This window comes from Paenibacillus chondroitinus NBRC 15376 (assembly GCF_004000765.1).
GTDB lineage: Bacteria > Bacillota > Bacilli > Paenibacillales > NBRC-103111 > Paenibacillus_E > Paenibacillus_E chondroitinus.
Genome location: NZ_BILW01000060.1, coordinates 1 through 19,212 on the forward strand (window position 1 = coordinate 1; position 19,212 = coordinate 19,212).

Genomic DNA, 19,212 nt, shown 5'->3' on the forward strand with positions numbered 1-19,212 from the left:
CTCATGGCTGCTTTTGGCTCTTAAGATGAGCCATATCATTCGCATTTTGTGAATGCGATTACAAATTATTTTTTAAAGCTTCCCAAATATTTGAGTGCGACTCCGAGTGCGCCAAGATAATAACCGATTAACAGTAAGAAACCTGTAGGGTCAAGGGCCATCATGTTGGAGAGCATGAATAATGGGAACACATAGAACAATAAATCTTTCAAATAAGAGAGAAATAAGTCGCTGGAGAACGAACCGGCTTTGAGAGCATTGTATAGGCTGTATAAGAAGCTTAGGCCCATTAAACCAAGAACTACAAACATTGCGTAGAGCATCCATCCTGTAAGTGCTAGTGTCATTTGGATTCACCTCCCCAGTGGGAAGATTTACTACTGAGATATCATATGTAGCTCGATGACAAGTCGTACTAGGACGAAGCACTGATTTTTGAAAAAAAGACACTGAAATAGTTACATAACTAATATTATGTAAACAAATTTAAAGCTGCATATTGTTTCGGTAAATAAGAGGGGCCACTCCGACGTATTTTTTAAATAAACGCGAAAAGTAAAAGACGTCTTTAAACCCTAACGAATCGGCTATTTCTTTGACAGAATCCTCTGTATTGAGGAGAATGTTTTTCGCTTCAGCGATCTTCAAACGGTTGATATAGGCGTTGAGCGGATAGCCTGTATACTCACTCACAACTCTGCGCAGCGTAGAAAGCGAGATGTGATGCCGTTTGGCGATGCTTTTCGCATCGAAAGGCTGAAAGAGAGAGTCCCCGAGGTCATCCATAATGTCGATGACTTGTTGTGTTTTTGTCGTTTGGGCCGTAGCTTGCGCTTTCAGCATAAATTCAAAAAGCAGCGTTTCCACAAGCAGCGCGGCGCGATCCATGTTATCAGGCAATCCGCTTTCCATCAGCATGAAAATACGTTCGATCCGGTTGTGTTGGGTTGCATCCTCATGGCCGACCTGTTTCGCTTCATCGACATGGGTCAACCAACTTCCAAGCCATTCCTCGATACGGGGGCCCTCAAAAGTAAAATAAAACTCATCCCAGAAGCCGCCTTGATCGGGCCCGTAATTATAAATGACACCAGGTCGCAAGAAGAGCAAACTGCCGCTTTCCACACGTTGTACCGGCCCGTTATTTGCTTGATAGGAGCCATTACCACCCGCCAGGTAAATGAATGCCCATTTAGAGAAAGTGGCTTGATGCCGGAAAGAGATACGTCCGGGCAAGTGGCCAACGTTTGTAATTATCAAAGATTGCAGCTTTAGCTTGCTGGAATCGATAGGCGAAGTAATGATCCTTAACGGATAAGGACTGATCATATAGTCCATGATCTTAGGCATATCGTATATTACCTCCGTAATATTTCTAAGCTATTATTGTTTTCGAGTTAAATTAATGACATTAATTACTTTTATTATATCTGAACATTTTATCCATGGAAATAGTATTGATGATTTTAACGATTTCGATTTTATGCGGATGAGTTTTACTGGTTTTTCAACCCAAATATTAATTAATGGTGTTAATCATTTATGTCATTAATTAAATTCGAACTACAATATTGAACACTATTCGTTGCTAAAATGATCGTTTAATTTCTCAAGAGCCCAAATCTTTACTTTTAACTGTTTAGCAAAATGTAAGACAGGTGCTTCCTCCGGTAGTTTGATTCCAAACGAAGCGGGCAGTGTATTCATGGAGATTTCAGCCTCGGCCGATTGCAAAGGCCATGGATCATGATCGATCTCTCCCCGATAAATCCTTCCGCTCCGATCCTTGCAATATAGACAATAACGCTCCGTAAGCCAGTACTCTAATGTTCCAACTATTGCCTGCCGAATGGGGGAAGTGGGGCGGTACTCCGCTAGAAACTCACCTTGCCGCGCGCGCGGATCTTGACGAACACTATGGTAGAACGTAGTGTTATTTGATGTTTGCTTCACTTCAATTTGCGTATAAAAATAGGGGAGATGGAATAAGATTCGCGCCGCTTCCACAGCAAATTTGTTATGAGCGTCTAAGCTGAAGAAGTATACGCCGGGCTTCCCGTGAATCGTGACGTAGGTGCGGACATTGATTTCCGGGAAGGATGAGAAATAAGGCAATGCCGGGATGCCCCTGGGAGTAACGCCTGTCATATGAAAAGGAACGACGCCTACCCATGCTGTTCCTTCGAAAGTATCGATTGGAATTGAAGAAGGTAGAAGATTTCTAATGATTTCGACAGGCACAGGCCAATGAGCGAATAACAAGTCATTCCATATTTGATGCATGATCCAAGGTTTTGCAGGCAAAGGCCATGATCGACTCATAGGAAAAGCTCCTTAATGTAGGATATATCCCTCATCGTATAAGTTAACTTGTGTGCTGTAAAGGGTTTTACATATGTTCGCACTTCCGGTAGGGAATGCGTGAAATATGTGGTATAATGAAGCACAATCTGGAAAGAAAGCAGGCGACTCTCACAACATGAATGGGCAAAATCGGAAAGATGTCCTGCCGGGAATCGAAGTCAATATTGTCTTGAAACAAGATCAGCGGAGCGGCAAGCTTACACGTGGAATTGTGAAAGACTTATTAACGAATTCGCCGACACATCCTCATGGGATTAAAGTAAGGCTAACCGATGGACAAGTAGGAAGAGTGAAAGAAATTATAACACCGGCAAGGTGATTAGGACGCAGGGGGAACGAGAATGGCAAAAGCGAAAGTGGCAAAAAGACCAACGCGCGATGAATTTGTTTTAGAAGAGATTGGGAATCAACTGTCGGAAGCAAAGATGGAAAACTCAGAGATTCTTCTTACAGTTTGGGGACGTGAAGAGTTTGTTCGTGGACTTATCACAACGATGGATTCACGTACGGGACGCGTACATATCGAAACAAGCACTGGGGAAGTCGATAAAGTTCCTTTTATGGACATTATGAAAGTGGAATATCCTAGAGATTAGCTCTCTTTCGGCCTAATTTGGCCGCTTTTTTCTGTCTAAAAAATTGCACTAAATCTATATTTAACGCAACTTAGATTCTAACGGACGGAGTGAACGAAGATGGGACAAGGATTGGAGTATGATGACGACTATTTGGAGCTGTTTGATACCTGGATGAAGGATCAGGGGTTCACCAAAAGAACACAGCAAGCTTACCTGGGGGATGTTCGTTTATTTTTATCGTCAATGGAAAAATCTTTGTCCAGCATAGAGGCGATTGATATCATGCGTTTTTTAACTAAAATGCGTCAGGGAGGGGCGGGCGATGCTGCACGTAATCGATATTTGTCATCGATCCGGACTTTTTTCACAGCATTGATCGATCTTCAATTGGCGTCCAGCAATCCATCTCTCCACATAAAGAAATCGAAGGTAGAGAAAAATCAGATTCCAACATTTCTAAGCGAGGAGCTGCTATCCGTTTTCCTGCAATCGATCGAGGGGAAATATCAGATTCGCAATGTGGCGATGTTTCTGTTAATGAGTTACGCAGGGCTGCGGGTTAGCGAACTGCACCGATTAAATACCGCGGATTTTAACCTGACAACCAAGTCGCTGCTTGTTTATGGGAAAGGTCGGAAATGGCGCTTGATTCCGCTGCCGGATGAACTGGTCAAGGTGTTGAATAAAGCGCTGGCCGAGCGGCTGGATTCACGGATTAAAGGCGAGCAGCCTTTTTTCGTATCGCAATTTGGGCGCCGAATCAGCATACGGATGATTCAAACGATCGCAGAGAAACATTTCGAGGAACTGAAGAAGCACTATGGGGAGCTGCAAGGAAAGTCTATTTCCAGCCATAAGCTGCGGCATACATTTGCTACGATGCAGGTACTGGCAGGAACGGATATTCGAACGCTGCAGGAATTGTTGGGTCATGCAAGCATACAAACAACACAGATTTATACGCACGTTGCTGATAAACAAAAGCAAGAGGCAATGAATCGCGTTACAGCGTTCATCCCTGCTGGGATGGGGATATAAGGATATGAAAAATAGTCATCGAGGTCATATATTTTTCTTTTGGCGCATATAAGGCAACAGAGAGATTTAAACCTTTGCAATACAAGGGCATTGGTAGGAGGCATGCAAATGACCATTCAGCCCCCCATGTTACGCGGTGGTGACACCATAGGAATTGTTACTTTAGGAAGTCCGCTTGACGCTAGTATCATTGATGCAAGAATAGCGACGCTTGAAGGTATGGGTTTTGAGGTGCTTGTTGGAAAATATGTGTATTCTTACGATGGCATTGTTGCTTCAACGGCTCAGCAGCGTGCAGAAGATTTTATGTCCATGATTTCGAATCATCAGGTTAAAATGATCCTGCCGACCAGGGGAGGCACAGGCGTAAGAGATATCTTGCCGTATTTAGACTATCAGTTGATTAACAAAAATCCAAAAATTATTACAGGCTACAGCGATATTACGATCTTATTAAATATCCTCAATCAATTTTCGAACTTAATTACGTTCCAAAGTCTTCTTTTAATTGATTTTGACCCTAACTCACCTAAGTATAACTTTGATCAGTTTTTCGCGGCGACGTCGACTTTATCACCAACAAGGGTGATTCAAAATCCACCTGGGCTTCCGCTGAAAAGCTTAATTCAAGGCAATGTGCGAGGGCAAATTGTCGGTGGAAATCTAACATCGTTCGTAGGATCCTTGGGAACACCGTATGAAATCAACACAACAGGCAAAATCGTGATGATCGAAGAGACGCATGAACCAACGAATACGATTTATCGTTATTTGACGCAATTGATCATGGCCGGTAAGTTCCAACATTGCCAAGGGATTATCATGGGCCAATGCACGAATTGTTCCGTTTCGTATTCAACGACTTACGATGATTTAATTAACGGTATCATGTATCCGCTAGGCAAACCTCTTATGACGAATTTGAGCACTGCGCATGGGTACTACAAAGCAGCAATTCCAATCGGAGCTATGGTGGATCTCAATACATTTGATAACACACTTACAGTGCTGGAATCAACGGTTAAAATGTAGCATGAAAATTTGTTTACATAATATTTATTATGTAATGTTATAAATAACCCTGACTCTTAAATGAGACAGGGTTATTTGAATTCGAGAGGAGGGATTTTACATTCTGTCACTTTAAATCAGTTATTTCGGAACACTTTGTATAATGAAATAAATTCCATGTGTTATATAATATAACATATACAGTTATTGTAAATTACACATCTATAACGTGGGGATAGGGTAAGTTGAGGAGGAGCAGGATGAATTCAGAGCTTTCTCGGCAAAAGGTGGAAATATCATTGGATGGCGTATGCAAGGTGTTCGGTAAAAGAGGGAGGCAGGTGACGGTCCTTCAGGACATTACATTCGATGTGCACCAGAATGAATTCGTATCCTTACTTGGCCCTCGGGGCAGTGGAAAATCAACATTGCTGCGAATCATGGCAGACCTTTTGCAGCCGTCCAGCGGCCAAATTCTGATGGAGAAAGAACATCCGCGGGAAGTTCGTTAGCGTAGAAAGTTCGGCATTGTGCTGCAGCAACCAAGTTTATTTGAGTGGCGAACTGTGCAGGAAAATGTTGAACTTCCCCTAGAGGTACTAGGCCAAAACCGCTCGGAGTATAGACATACGGTCGATCAACTGCTTGAAACCGTAGGTTTAACGAAATTTAAAGATTATTACCCTTGGCAGTTAAGCGGTGGCATGCAGCAAAGAGTTGCGATTGCCCGTTCTTTAACTTTGGATCCGCCCATTTTATTTATGGATGAACCCTTCTCAGCGTTGGATGCGTTCACGAAGGATAAGCTGCAAGTCGAGCTCCTTGCGATTAAGAAGAAAACGAAGAAAACCATCGTTTTTGTTTCTCATAGCATATCCGAAGCCGTCTTCTTATCTGATCGAATTATTGTTTTAACGGCTCATCCTGGACGTATACATTCGATTCACAGCGTTGATCTAGGAGAAGAACGCACTGCACTAATACGGGGATCGGAGCCGTTTCAAACGCTTTCCGATGTCATTCGTACCAGCATATACCAAGGGCAGTCTCCCTTAAAGGAACGAAAATAAAGATTTAACAGTGTCTCCAAGGGATGTCTCTCTCTTTTTGCACATAGAAATAAGATAGGGAATTTTTTGCAAGGATTACGAGGGGAGGAGGCTGACTATGCAGAGTAATGAAATGAGTAATCTGCCCACCAAGGAGGAGCTGCTTGAGAAGGATCGCAAATATGTGTGGCACCATATGTCTGCACATAACGAAAACCCCATGATCCTTGCTTCCGGTGAAGGGAGCTGGGTGACGGATGTGGACGGCAATCGTTATCTGGACGGCATGTCCGGGTTATGGTGCGTGAATGTAGGCCATGGACGGAAGGAAATTGCCGAAGCTGCCGCTGAACAAATGATGAAGCTTGCCTACGCCACCATGGTGCAATCTCACATCCCGTCAATCGAGCTTGCAGCAAAAATCAATGAGTGGCTGGATGGTGACTACCGCATTTTTTTCTCGAACTCAGGCTCGGATGCCAATGAAGTGGCTTTCAAAATCGCCAGGCAATACTATCATCAAAATGGGAAGCCAACGAAACACAAGTTCATTTCCAGGCATCGCGCCTATCATGGGAATTCGATGGGGGCTTTAGGGGCAACGGGGCAAGCGCAGCGAAAGCTGAAATATGAACCGCTTGGCGTTGGATTCCAGCACGTTCCGCCTCCGTACTGCTACCGCTGTCCTTTCGGCCAAAAGCAGGGGAGCTGCAGCTTGCAGTGCGCTAAAGCCATTGAGGATGTCATCGTTTGGGAAGGCGCAGATTCCGTTGCCGGCGTCATTATGGAGCCGGTTATTACGGGAGGTGGCGTGATTGTGCCGCCAGACGAGTATTTGAAAACAGTTCGCGGCATCTGTGATAAATACGATGTTTTGCTCATCGTAGATGAAGTGATTTGCGGTTTTGGCCGTTCCGGTGAGAAATTCGGTCATCTTAATTACGGTGTCAGACCTGACATTGTGACGATGGCCAAAGGCATGACAAGCGCTTACTCACCGTTATCCGCTACGGCTGTCTCGGCCGAATTATATGATTCGTTCAAAAACAACCAGGAACCCACAAGCCATTTACGCCATATTAACACGTTCGGTGGCAATCCGGTTTCTTGTGTTGTTGCCTTGAAAAATATTGAAATTTTAGAAAATGAAAATTTAGTGGCACGTTCCGCACAGATTGGAGACGCTTTTAAAGACGGCTTGAAACCTTTATTGAAACATCCGCACATAGGTGAAATCCGCATTTTTGGATCGGCGATGGGGATTGAACTGGTTGAAGATGTGAAGACCAAAGAGCCTGCAACGGCAGAGCGCGTGATGAGCATCATAGCTGCTTGCAAGCAAAAAGGGCTGCTAATCGGAAAAAATGGAGATACCGTGCCTGGGTATGCCAACATTCTTACTTTAAGCCCGCCATTCTCTTCAACGGACGACGATATTGCTTTTATCGTAGACACTTTACTTGCTGTGTTCGATGCCAATTAGGAGAAAGGATGAAGGACATTGTCTACAAGCTCTCGGCTACATATTGACACTTCACGCTTGCATCAGCATATTCATGAACTTTCACAAATTGGAAAAATCGGAGAGACTGGCGTCTGTCGATTGGCGCTCTCCAAGGAAGATCGGGAAGGCGTGGAACTCGTGAAAAAATGGATGGAAGAGGCAGGAATGGAAGCGCACATCGATCCATTTGCTAATCTCATCGGGAAGTTGAGGGGCCGTAATCCGGATGCTCCAGTGCTTATGCTTGGATCTCATATCGACTCACAGCCCTATGGCGGCAGATTTGACGGCGCGATTGGCGTGCTTGGCGCGATTGAGGTGGTTCAAACCATGGTGGAATCAGGCCAAACGCCTGCATGCGATATTGAAGTTGTGGCATTCTGTGACGAGGAAGGATGTCGTTTCAACAAAGGGCTGTTCGGTGTCCGTGGCATGACTGGCAAGTTGGAAGAGAACGAGCTTGAGCGAACGGATAAAAGCGGCGTTACACGCCGGGAAGCATTAATCGAGTTCGGTTGTGACCCTGCGAATTTCGAAAATTATGAGTTTCAACAAGGACGTGTCGGCAGTTTTCTAGAGCTGCACATCGAACAAGGACCGGTTCTCGAAGCATTGAATGAGCCCATCGGGATCGTTACAGGTATATCGGGTCCGTTATGGCTTACCGTTGAGATGACCGGGTTTGCGGGGCATGCAGGATCGGTCCCAATGTCGATGCGTCATGACGCCCTGCTGGGAAGCGCCAAGATTATCGTTGCTCTCAACGAGCTTGTGCAGCAAGTGCCGAATGCTCCTACGGTTGGGACGGTAGGTTCACTTACGGTTTTTCCGGATTCTCGCAACATTATTCCCGAAAAAGTGTCTTTCACGATTGATTTGCGCGATATCGATTTATCGCGTCGCAATGCGCTCGAAACCGAATTGTTGAGTGTGATCGAGAACGTTTCCAGCGAACATGGGCTTACGTATACGATTCGGGAGGATACGAACAGTGAACCGCGTTATTGCGCCGGTTGGATCATGCAGAGCTTGCGCGAGGAGGCAGCAGAGCTGGGAATTTCTCCGCCGGAGCTTATGAGCGGTCCGTTTCATGACTCTCTGGCGATGTCGCATGTATGCGATTATGGGATGATTTTCGTTCGATGTTTGGAGGGAATCAGCCATAATCCGAAGGAATATGCAAGCCCTGTTGACATCGCATTAGGCACTGAGCTGCTGTATCGCACAGCACGCCGAATCGCTCTAGGAAATCCAGGATCATAGACCTGATAGCATTCATTAGATTGTTAGCTTATACGCGCGGAGGTGTGGCAAATGGGGACATCATTTATTTCACTAAATGATTTGAAACGCAATTTCGCCGAAGTCAAAGCGGGCATGAAGCCGAAAGAGGCGATCGAAGAATCGAATCGATGTTTGTATTGTTATGATGCTCCTTGTGTACGCGCGTGTCCGACAGGGATTGAAATTCCCTCTTTTATTAAAAAGATTGCCTCTGGCAACCTCAAAGGGTCGTCTCGCGTGATTATGGAGGCGAATCCGGTTGGGGCTACATGCTCCAGGGTATGCCCGACCGAGGAGCTCTGCGAGGGGGCTTGCGTCCTTAATCAATCGTCCAAGCCTATTTTAATCGGACAATTGCAGCGCTACGCGACAGATTGGGCGATGAAAAATGAGGCCGTTTTATTCAAACCCGGAGCAAGCCTCGGTAAATCCGTTGCGATTATTGGAAGTGGACCCGCCGGCCTTTCGGCTGCCCGAGAGCTCGCCCGATTCGGCTTTCAAGTGACGGTTTATGAAGCAAAAGAACAAGCAGGAGGGTTAGATACATATGGCATCGTTTCTTTCCGCTTGCCGCAGGAAATTTCGCTTTGGGAAGTAGATCAGATTCGTCAGCTTGGGGTTGATTTTAAATTGAACACACGGGTTGGCGTGGATATTACGGCGGAGTCCCTGTTAGAAAACTATGACGTTATTGTGTTGGCGGTCGGGATGTCGAAGGTGCCAATGCTTGGGATTGAAGGCGAAGATTTAACAGGCGTTTACGATGCCATAGACTTCGTTGAAGCAACGAAATCAGCCGCAGACCTGGATACGAACCTGATCGGGAAGCGAGTAGCCGTCATTGGTGCAGGAAATACGGCAATTGACGCAGCTACCTGTTCGGTGAGGCTTGGCGCAGAGCAAGTTCAGATCGTGTATCGGCGAACGCAAGCGGAAATGACGGCGTATGATTTTGAATTTGATTTTGCCAAAATGGATGGCGTAGCATTCAGATGGCTGACAGCTCCGAGTCGCATAATTGGCGATGCTAACGGCAACGTAACAGCCTTGGAATGCATCCTGATGGAGCTGATCGATGATGAAGCGGGGCGCAGGAGACCTGTCCCTGTAGTCGGGTCAGAGTTCATCCTTCCGGTTGACGCGGTCATCAAAGCGATCGGACAAACGCGGCATGCATCCCTGATTGATCAGTTCAAGCTAGCACATATTCGCGGGACAGTGACGGTAAATCCTGAGACAGGTCAAACCTCAAATCCCAAAGTATTTGCGGCAGGAGATGTTATTTTCGGAGAGGGTCAAGGGGAGGCGATGGTTGTTTCAGCCGCTCAGCAAGGGAAGCAAGCCGCTTACGCGATCTACAAACAAGTAACTACAGCCCAGAACGAGTCTGCCTAATAGTGTGTCATTAATCGTACATCATACTGGAGGGATACGGCATGGCAGATCTACGCATCAATCTTGCAGGCATAACTTCACCAAACCCTTTCTGGTTGGCATCGGCGCCTCCGACCAATACAGGTTACCAAGTCCAGCGAGCGTTCGAAGCCGGCTGGGGAGGTGCGGTATGGAAAACGCTCGGAGACCCCATTATCAATACCTCTTCACGATTCGCTGCGGTTCATTTCAACGGACAACGTGTCGCTGGCTTTAACAATATTGAATTGATTAGTGACCGCCCGCTTGAGGTCAATTTGCAAGAAATTTACGAGACAAAGAAGCGTTTTCCCCATCATGCGCTTGTTGTTTCTCTCATGGTTGAACCCAAACGTGAAAAGTGGCATGAAATTGTAAAGAAGGTCGAAGCCGTCGGGGTGGACGGACTTGAACTGAACTTTGGTTGTCCGCACGGGATGGCGGAGCGCGGCATGGGATCAGCCTCCGGGCAGCAGCCCGACCTTGTGGAAGCGCAAACGATGTGGGCCAAAGAAGCGGCGAAAACACCGGTCATTGTAAAGCTGACGCCGAATATAACGGACATTACAAGTACGGCGAAGGCCGCAGTTCGAGGTGGAGCAGATGCGATCTCTCTGATCAATACGATTAATTCCTTAGCTGGGGTCGACATTGATACGTGGAATACAATCCCTCATGTCGGAGGGAAAGGCTCTCATGGCGGCTATTGCGGTCCTGCTGTAAAACCGATCGCGCTGCACATGGTCGCGGATTGCGCGCGCAATGCGGAGGTTGGCATTCCAATCTCGGGAATAGGCGGTATTTCCAATTGGCGCGATGCTGTTGAATTTATGCTGATGGGTGCTACAGGGGTGCAGGTCTGTACAGCGGCCATGCATCACGGCTTCCGAATCGTAGAGGATATGATCGATGGCTTGAACAACTATTTAGATGAAAAAGGGCTCGCTAGCGTGATGGACTTGATCGGTAAATCCGTTCCCCGTTATTCGGATTGGGGAAATTTGGATTTAAACTATGCCGTTGTCGCTAAAATTGATAACGATACTTGTATCAACTGCAATAAGTGCCATATTGCTTGTGAGGATACCTCTCATCAATGCATCGATATGCTGACCTCCGATACGGGAGAGTCATACTTGCAAGTTCGAGAAGAAGACTGTGTCGGATGCAACTTGTGCGCTATTGTTTGTCCAGTAGAAGGTGCCATAACGATGGTTGAGGTGGCTGGCACGGAACCACCCTTGACATGGAACGAAAGGCAAGAGGCGATTGCCAAGCTCGGCGAAGGGAATTCCAACAAAAAGGAGGCTGTATAACGATGGCTAAACTGATTAGGAATGGCACGGTTGTGACGGCTGCTGATCAATATCAGGCGGACGTTCTGATCGAGAACGGCATCATTTCGCAGATTGGGCTTAATCTTGAGCTGGAATGCGCTGAAATCATTGATGCGCAGGGATGTTATGTGTTCCCAGGCGGAGTCGATCCGCACACGCACTTGGATATGCCTTTTGGCGGGACGGTTACAGCCGACAACTTCGAGACAGGAACGAAGGCGGCTGCTTTTGGAGGAACGACAACGATCATTGATTTTTGCCTAACGAATAAAGGCGTGCCGTTGAGTGAATCTGTTCAAACCTGGCATAACAAAGCGGAGGGTAAGGCTGTTATTGATTACAGCTTTCATCTGATGATTGCTGAAATCAACGACGAAGTGCTGGCAGAGCTGCCCAAAATGATCCATGACGAAGGGATCACTTCGCTCAAAGTTTTCATGGCGTATAAAAATGTTTTTCAAGCCGACGACGGAACGCTGTATCGAACCTTGCTTGAAGCGAAACGGCATGGCGCACTGGTCATGGTGCACGCTGAGAACGGCGACGTGATTGATTATTTGATTAAGGAAGCGCTGGATGCAGGAAATAAAGAGCCGATTTACCATGCACTGACACGTCCATCCTTAATTGAAGGAGAAGCGACGGGGCGCGCAGCCAAATTAACCGCCTTGGCAAATTCCCAACTGTATGTTGTTCATGTGACATGTGAGGAAGCTGTTCAGCAAATTGCCGAAGCGCGGAATCTAGGAATTGATGTATGGGGCGAGACTTGTCCGCAGTATTTAATGCTGGATCAAACATACTTGGAGAAGCCGGATTTCGAAGGCGCCAAATATGTGTGGTCGCCACCGCTTCGCCCTAAAGAGCATCAAGATGCACTATGGACTGCACTTAAAAACGGACAGCTTCAAACGCTGGGATCTGATCACTGTTCCTTTAACTTCAAAGGTCAGAAAGAGCTTGGGTTAGGTGATTTTAGCAAAATCCCGAATGGCGGTCCTTGTATTGAAGACCGGTTCTCGATTCTGTTTTCGGAAGGCGTCCTGAAGGGGCGGATAACATTGAACCAATTTGTCGATATCGTGTCAACGCGAAGTGCCAAATTGTTCGGTTTATTCCCTAAGAAGGGAACAATCGCCGTGGGCTGTGATGCCGATATTGTTATTTTTGATGGGAATGCAGCTCGTGTTATTTCATCCGACACTCACCATATGAATGTGGATTATAATCCGTTTGAAGGTCTTGAAATCACCGGAGAACCTGTTACTGTGCTATCTAGAGGGGAGTACGTAATTCAGAATAAAAAGTTTGTGGGCACGCCGGGCATTGGTCAATTTGTGAAACGGAAAACCTATCCATCTGAGCCCCTTCAGATTAAGCCTAAGCAAGATACCGTGGGTCAAAGGGGTGCAACACATGTCTGAACATGCACAATTTATGCTGGAGAAGCAAAAACTCGATGGTTTTGTCGCGCAGAAATTTAAAATTGTCGGGGTGAAGGAAGATTTGAGCGGCGCCTGGCTGCAATTCGAACACCCCGGGGGCGAAACAGCCACCCTGCATCTGAAGACAGCGAATGCGAGGAAATATTATGCCTCGCTGCTCATTCGGCAGGGCCAGGAACAGATCTAAGCAATGATGCCATGCATGTATTCGTAGCCATGGAGCGCAAGCTCTATGGCCATTCTTTTGTCAGGGCGCATGTAATCTTCACCTAACAGAAAGGCGATTTTGTCGAGGCGGTGATATAAGGTTTGTCTCACGATGAAAAGCTCTTTGGCTGTTTCCTGCTTGGAGCCGCTTAAAGCTAAATACATTTTCAGCGTTTTCAAAAGCTGGCCGTTTTTCTCCCGATCATAGTGGAGGATAGGGCCGAGATATTCTTCAATAAAGGACGCTAATGAACCACTTTGTTTCATCATCAGGATGACTTTGCCCACGTGAAGCTCATCGTAAAAAGGTTGTTCCAATACCCCGATGTCTTTCTGAATATCAATCGTATCCAGGGCGGTTTGATAGCTTAACTTGAGGAGAGAAGGATCACTGATTCTTTTGCCTATCCCCAAAAAAGGTGAGAAAAGCGCTGTCTCCTGCAGGTGATCTGTTTTTTGCAAGCGTTGGATAGCCCTCATCATTCGATCTTGAAAAGGGGATGCCCCTAGCTGATCAAGCAGGATGAATACGAACTGAGCGTTGGTAAAGTGAGGGACCAGATAGAAGCCTTCACCTTCGAAGATGGAGCGCGCTACCATTTGTTTTTGTAGAAGCTGCGCTTCATGATCGATCACGTCTTCCCGTACAGCTCTGCTTTCGAACACGCACACAACAGCTTGCTCAAGCTTCACATTGGGTTTCATGGCGAGCATGTAGTCCCGAATGATTTGCTGCGTATGCTTTCCGTTCAGCCAGTCCGTGACCCAAAGATCCTGCTTGTACCGTTTTTTCTCCTCCATGTAGGTTGTGCGCATCATTTCTTGTGCAATGGCCGTTGCAAACCGGTCTAACGCAAGAATTTGGAATTCGCTTAACTCCTGTTCACCGTACAAAAGAAGGTCAGCAAACATGCGTTCAAGAGCTAGAATAGGGCGATGGGCGAGCTTGCATTTGATATCAGGGAGTCGGAAGATTTCGCCAAAGATCCATTTTTCATAAAAGAGATCTGCATCGGTTTTCGGTAATTCAGGAATATACCGTGCTTCCTCTCCATAAGGAAAAAAGGCGACTTGAGCGTGTGTTGTTTCGTGTAATAGCTGTAAAAGAGGCTGTAACCCCTTCCCTGAGAGGAGCAATTGATTCAACTGCGTAGATAGGGCTTCCAGCTCGGACACCATGGAATAATGCTGATGGATGAAATAAGCATGCAAATCTTGGGTAATATCAATATACCGGACTTCTTCATGGAAAAAGATGAGTGGAAAATGTTCGCGCAGGGCAAGCTCTTTCAGACGTTCGAGGGGAAGCTTCGTATAAGTCCCCAGTTCAATACATAGTCCGGATGCACCGCTGTCGATGAGTTGTTGGAGGAAGGAGAGGCTTAATTCTTCGTTATCATGCCAGCCAATTCCGGTATTGAGGATGAGTTCATGGCCATTCAATAAATGTCCAACGTGTGGTACTTCCATGATGTGAACCCAGCGAACAGTGCGATTCAATGCTTCTTCACTTGCGATGGTTTCGGCTTTCTGAAACAGAGGGCGCTGCAAAATATCTTTCACGGTTAATTGCAAAAGTGTCTGAACCATATTCATCCACCGCCTATGTGTTAGTGAAGTTTACTTGAGAGCCGTAATGGTTTTTTTTCTATTATACAATGCGTTTAATGCGTTTTGGGGATTATTCTTGCAATTGGGAAAAACCGCGAGCGATTGCGGTTTTTTATGTTTGAAGGGGTAACCGTAGGTTACGTACTTCACCCCAAGAGATTTGCGCTATTGCTTGCGCGGTTACTCCTTGGGAACGCTGGGTGTTTTCAACCATATAAGTTCGCTTCTACTGGAATCCTTGTTGGACACAATCCATTGAAAACACCCATAATACACTAAATTCGCTCTTTTCATTGGATGAATTCCAAGAGAGCGGCCATATTCAGCGATATAGCATCACGAATAATTGGTTACATTGGATTTCATCCAAGAAGATTGCGCATTTAGCCTTCAAATCAATGTGTTGGTTGGATTTCATCCAATGTCCCCAACTCGATAGCACATTCTGCAGACCTATCACCAGGGAGTTCTGTCGCAGTTGAAAACGTGCGTTGTCGGTTGCAGTTCAATTTAGTATGATTGAATGTACGATTGGAAGAGGAGGACAATACTTAACGACATGAATGATTAATGTCATTAATAATTACTGGAGGACCTTACATAATGAAGGTAAACCCAAAAAAGAGTAATTCTATGGGGCAATACGCTGAGCTTCTAAGCCGATATTTGTTCCCGCAGAAAGGTACACTCGTTTTATTGACGCTGCTTTTATTCGCTTCTATAGGACTGCAGTTAGTCAACCCCCAAATCATCCGCTATTTTATCGATCAGGCGCAAGCTGGTAGCGCCATGCAGCCTTTGATTACTGCTGCTGTTTTCTTTATTGGATTTTCACTTGTGCAGCAGCTCGTCTCGGTCATCGCAACGTACTATAGCGAAAATGTCGGTTGGAAAACAACAAATAAATTACGCGTTGATTTGGCAGCACATTGCTTGTCTCTGGATATGTCTTTTCATAAATCGCATACGTCCGGCTCGCTGATTGAACGTGTGGACGGCGATGTGAATGCGCTTGCGAACTTCTTCTCCAGCATGATTATTCATCTATTCGGTAACCTGCTTCTGATGGCAGGCATTATTGTGCTATTATTCCGGGAGAATTGGATCATTGGCGCAGGGATGGCTTTTTTCGTTGTCTTTGCCGTTTTTATGATTCAGTGGATTCGTAAATTTGCGGTTCCTGTATGGGCGGGATGGCGGCAGGCGAATGCCGAGTTTTACGGTTTTATTGGCGAGCATTTGGAAGGAACGGAGGATATCCGCGCCAATGGGGCAGTAGGATTCGTGATGAATCGTTTTTATACGATGCTAAGAAAAATGCTGCCACTGCGAGTGAAAGCGTTTCTAGGTTTCTGTGCGATGTGGAATATGTCGATTTTCGTTTTCGCTTTGGGCAATGCCATGGCTTTTGGAATTAGCGCTTATCTGTGGTATAGCCACAACATCTCCCTCGGTACGGTGTACTTAATTTTCTTTTATACAGAGCTGCTAGCTAAGCCAATTGAGAAAATCCGTACGCAAATGGAGGATTTGCAGAAGGCGGATGCAAGTATTTCCCGGATTCGTGAACTGTTTGCTACGCAATCCGAAATTAAGGATGGGCCGGGAGCACTGCTGCCGAAAGGACCGCTTAGTGTTGAATTCCGCGATGTAACGTTCAGCTACGATGGAGATCAGCCTACGCTCAAAGGCGTAGAATTGAACTTGAAGCCAGGAGAAGTCTTAGGCTTACTTGGGAGGACGGGGAGCGGCAAGTCAACGATGGCTAGGCTTTTGCTGCGATTTTATGATCCGCAAAGCGGTATGATTGCGCTAGGCGGAACGGATATACGCCAATGCACGTTAGCGGAACTTCGCAAACATGTCGCATTGGTGACGCAAAATATTGAAATTATGCAGGGCACCATTCGTGATAATTTAACCTTTTACGATAGTTCCATCACAGATAAAGAAATTATCGATGTGCTCACGGAGCTTGGACTCGGCTCATGGTATGAGTCAATGCCTGAAGGACTGGATACGATGCTGGCCTCCGGAGGAGGCAGTTTATCGGCGGGAGAAGCGCAATTGTTGGCCTTCGCACGGGTGTTTTTAACGAAACCGGGACTTGTCATTATGGATGAAGCATCCTCGAGGTTAGACCCTCTGACCGAGCAACGCATTGAAAAAGCCGTATCCAAACTATTGACCGAACGATCCTGTATCATGATCGCGCACCGATTAGCTACCGTACAACGCGCCGATCACATCCTCATTTTGGATAATGGCCATGTGATGGAAACAGGGAGAAGAGAGCAGTTAGCCGCAGACCCTAATTCCCGATTCAGCCAATTACTTGCGACAGGGCTTGAGGAGGTGCTGGTATGACTACGTTCCACTATTTATGGCGGCTTATTATGTACCGTCCTGGGCGTTATTTTATTAATGCAATTGCTTGGACCATTATCTACTTGGCGCCGATTGTGCCAGGTTTGATTACGAAACAATTTTTCGACTCTTTGACAGGGAATTCCATGCTGGGCTATGGCGTCTGGGGCTTGATCGCACTGCTTATTGCTGCCGCTCTAGGACGTATATGCCTCATTATTATCGGGTTTATAACGGATGTTCATTTCCGGTTTCGGATGGGGATGCTGTTGAGACGAAATTTGCTTGAGCATGTTTTAAAACAGCCAGGGGCACAAGCGATTCCGGTATCTCCGGGGGAAGCGATTAGTCATTTCCGTGACGATGTAGATCAATCGGAAGAGGCGGTAAGCTGGTCTGTTGATGTATTTGGTTTGACCTGTTTTGCCATTGTGTCCGGTTATATTCTGATACGTATTGATACTCAAATGACGATGCTTGTGTTTCTGCCGATTGTGCTTGTTATTACGGCTGCGCAGCTGGCGACGGTTCGCCTGCAGAAATACCGCGCGGCCAGCAGGGAAGCCACTTCCAAAGTGACTGGGGAAATCAGCGAAATGTTCGGTAACGTACAAGCTATCCAAGTGGCGGGAGCCGAGGACCGCGTCATTGAGCGTTTCCGCAGATTTGGCGACAACCGCCGAAAAGCGATGCTCAAAGACCGTCTCATGACGGAGCTGCTGGATTCGGTCTTCTCCAATTCCGTGAATTTGGGTACAGGTCTCATTCTTCTGCTTGCCGGTACAAAAATGAGAGCTGGCACCTTTACCGTGGGGGACTTTGCGCTGTTCGTCTACTATTTGACCTTCGTGACGCAATTTATTACGAATGTGGGGAAATTCATTACGTATTTTAAACAGATGAGCGTGTCGCTGGAACGGTTAACGTTTCTATTGCAAGGAGCTTCTGCGAAGGTTCTGACGATGGTTAATTCGCTGCATTTGAAGCCGGGCAGAGCGGAGAAAAGCGAAGATAGAGGGAAGAGCGAGAATGCAGTGCGTGGGAGCAAGAGCGATGAGAAGCAGAGCGAGAATGCAATGCTAAAGAGCGGAGCTGCGCTGCAGCGGCTTGATGTGAATGGATTGAGCTATGCCTATGCCGATACCGGCAGGGGCATCTCGGACATTCACTTCAGCTTGCGAAGAGGATCGTTCACCGTGGTAACGGGAGCGATCGGCTCTGGCAAAACCACGCTGGTGCGTTCCCTCCTTGGGCTTCTGCCCAAAGGGAAAGGGACGATCGCGTGGAACGGAGTACCCGTCGAAGACCCGGGCACTTTCTTCACCCCGCCGCGGAGCGCCTACACCGCGCAAGTGCCGCGGTTGTACAGCGATACGCTGCGCAACAATATTTTGCTCGGGCAAGCGGAGCAAAGTGACAGCTTGCAGCAGGCGCTGCACGCGGCGGTGCTCGAGTACGACGTCGCGCAGCTGCCCGGCGGGCTGGACACCGTCATCGGCCCGCGCGGGGTGAAGCTCTCCGGCGGCCAGGCGCAGCGGACGGCTGCGGCGCGCATGCTCGTGCGCGACGCCGAGCTGTACGTCTTCGACGACCTGTCGAGCGCGCTCGACGTGGAGACGGAACAGAAGCTCTGGGAGCGGATGTTCCAGCGTCGAAGCGATGCGACCTGCCTGGTCGTCTCGCACCGCAAAACGGCGTTGACGCGCGCCGATCACATCATCGTGATGAAGGAGGGACGCATCGAAGCCGAGGGTACGTCGGAGGAGCTGCTGGAGCGCAGCGCGACGTTCCGAGAACTTTGGTACGGCGATGAGCGGCAATCAGAGTGATGATTTGAGAAGGGAGCCTTGGTGGCTCTCTTTTTTATTGATGTATGTTGGCGGAGTAACTGGAGTTCCTACCGTTAATTTTCGTGCGAACTAGGGTTTAGAAGAACTAACTGGAATTTCAGGAGTTATTTCAGTCGATTCGCCTTGTTTCTGTTGAAACTTGAGAAAATAGCTT

General features: G+C 46.9%; 16 protein-coding genes and 1 pseudogene. 13 read left to right on the forward strand and 4 right to left on the reverse strand.

Annotated elements, in window-relative coordinates:
- Positions 1-65 precede the first annotated feature (65 nt).
- The 3 genes from PCH02S_RS32625 to PCH02S_RS32635 all read right to left on the reverse strand — a co-directional run bounded on the left by PCH02S_RS32625 (position 66) and on the right by PCH02S_RS32635 (position 2,322).
- Positions 66-347, reverse strand: a complete 282-nt coding sequence (locus tag PCH02S_RS32625) for a hypothetical protein (RefSeq protein ID WP_127458280.1) — start codon at positions 345-347, stop codon at positions 66-68.
- Positions 348-486: 139 nt separating this feature from the next.
- Positions 487-1,350 carry an AraC family transcriptional regulator gene (locus PCH02S_RS32630; RefSeq protein WP_246069364.1) on the reverse strand — a complete coding sequence of 288 codons (864 nt, stop codon included), beginning with the start codon at positions 1,348-1,350 and terminating at the stop codon, positions 487-489.
- A gap of 228 nt (positions 1,351-1,578) precedes the next feature.
- Positions 1,579-2,322 (reverse strand): YqjF family protein, encoded by a 744-nt coding sequence (locus PCH02S_RS32635; RefSeq protein ID WP_127458281.1) that lies wholly within the window; start codon positions 2,320-2,322, stop codon positions 1,579-1,581.
- A gap of 157 nt (positions 2,323-2,479) precedes the next feature.
- Here PCH02S_RS32635 and PCH02S_RS32640 point away from each other — a divergent pair, with 157 nt between their 5' ends.
- The 11 genes and pseudogenes from PCH02S_RS32640 (at position 2,480) to PCH02S_RS32690 (ending at position 13,210) form a co-directional block, all read left to right on the forward strand.
- On the forward strand, positions 2,480-2,683 hold the full coding sequence (locus PCH02S_RS32640; RefSeq protein WP_127458302.1) for a YwbE family protein: 204 nt from the start codon (positions 2,480-2,482) through the stop codon (positions 2,681-2,683).
- A gap of 22 nt (positions 2,684-2,705) precedes the next feature.
- Positions 2,706-2,960: a YolD-like family protein gene (locus PCH02S_RS32645; protein WP_127458282.1), complete on the forward strand. Its 255-nt coding sequence runs from the start codon at positions 2,706-2,708 to the stop codon at positions 2,958-2,960.
- A 99-nt stretch (positions 2,961-3,059) separates the two neighbouring features.
- Complete coding sequence (locus PCH02S_RS32650) at positions 3,060-3,980, forward strand: tyrosine-type recombinase/integrase (RefSeq protein WP_127458283.1); 921 nt, start codon at positions 3,060-3,062, stop codon at positions 3,978-3,980.
- A gap of 108 nt (positions 3,981-4,088) precedes the next feature.
- Positions 4,089-5,012, forward strand: coding sequence for a S66 peptidase family protein (locus tag PCH02S_RS32655; RefSeq protein WP_127458284.1), 924 nt, complete (start codon positions 4,089-4,091; stop codon positions 5,010-5,012).
- Positions 5,013-5,251: 239 nt separating this feature from the next.
- Positions 5,252-6,061 (forward strand): annotated as a pseudogene (locus PCH02S_RS32660) (ABC transporter ATP-binding protein).
- Positions 6,062-6,158: 97 nt separating this feature from the next.
- Positions 6,159-7,523, forward strand: coding sequence for an aspartate aminotransferase family protein (locus tag PCH02S_RS32665; protein WP_127458285.1), 1,365 nt, complete (start codon positions 6,159-6,161; stop codon positions 7,521-7,523).
- An 18-nt stretch (positions 7,524-7,541) separates the two neighbouring features.
- Entirely contained in the window at positions 7,542-8,807 is a 1,266-nt protein-coding gene (locus tag PCH02S_RS32670) for a M20 family metallo-hydrolase (protein ID WP_127458286.1), read from the forward strand.
- A 51-nt stretch (positions 8,808-8,858) separates the two neighbouring features.
- Positions 8,859-10,223 carry an NAD(P)-dependent oxidoreductase gene (locus PCH02S_RS32675; protein WP_127458287.1) on the forward strand — a complete coding sequence of 455 codons (1,365 nt, stop codon included), beginning with the start codon at positions 8,859-8,861 and terminating at the stop codon, positions 10,221-10,223.
- 41 nt (positions 10,224-10,264) lie between these two features.
- Positions 10,265-11,557, forward strand: a complete 1,293-nt coding sequence (gene preA / locus PCH02S_RS32680) for an NAD-dependent dihydropyrimidine dehydrogenase subunit PreA (RefSeq protein ID WP_127458288.1) — start codon at positions 10,265-10,267, stop codon at positions 11,555-11,557.
- A 2-nt stretch (positions 11,558-11,559) separates the two neighbouring features.
- Positions 11,560-13,002: a dihydropyrimidinase gene (hydA, locus tag PCH02S_RS32685; RefSeq protein ID WP_127458289.1), complete on the forward strand. Its 1,443-nt coding sequence runs from the start codon at positions 11,560-11,562 to the stop codon at positions 13,000-13,002.
- Positions 12,995-13,210 (forward strand): hypothetical protein, encoded by a 216-nt coding sequence (locus PCH02S_RS32690; protein WP_127458290.1) that lies wholly within the window; start codon positions 12,995-12,997, stop codon positions 13,208-13,210. Before hydA ends, PCH02S_RS32690 begins: the two co-directional genes overlap by 8 nt.
- Here PCH02S_RS32690 and PCH02S_RS32695 read toward each other — a convergent pair.
- The gene (locus tag PCH02S_RS32695; RefSeq protein WP_127458291.1) at positions 13,207-14,820 is read right to left on the reverse strand and encodes a PucR family transcriptional regulator; all 1,614 of its coding nucleotides are present in this window, start codon (positions 14,818-14,820) and stop codon (positions 13,207-13,209) included. The genes PCH02S_RS32690 and PCH02S_RS32695 overlap by 4 nt on opposite strands.
- Positions 14,821-15,444: 624 nt before the next feature.
- On the opposite strand from PCH02S_RS32695, the gene PCH02S_RS32700 reads away from it, so the two are divergent.
- Together PCH02S_RS32700 and PCH02S_RS32705 are read left to right on the forward strand one after the other, a co-directional pair.
- The gene (locus tag PCH02S_RS32700; protein ID WP_174806856.1) at positions 15,445-17,208 is read left to right on the forward strand and encodes an ABC transporter ATP-binding protein; all 1,764 of its coding nucleotides are present in this window, start codon (positions 15,445-15,447) and stop codon (positions 17,206-17,208) included.
- Positions 17,205-19,037 (forward strand): ABC transporter ATP-binding protein, encoded by a 1,833-nt coding sequence (locus PCH02S_RS32705; RefSeq protein WP_127458293.1) that lies wholly within the window; start codon positions 17,205-17,207, stop codon positions 19,035-19,037. Before PCH02S_RS32700 ends, PCH02S_RS32705 begins: the two co-directional genes overlap by 4 nt.
- Positions 19,038-19,212: the final 175 nt, after the last annotated feature.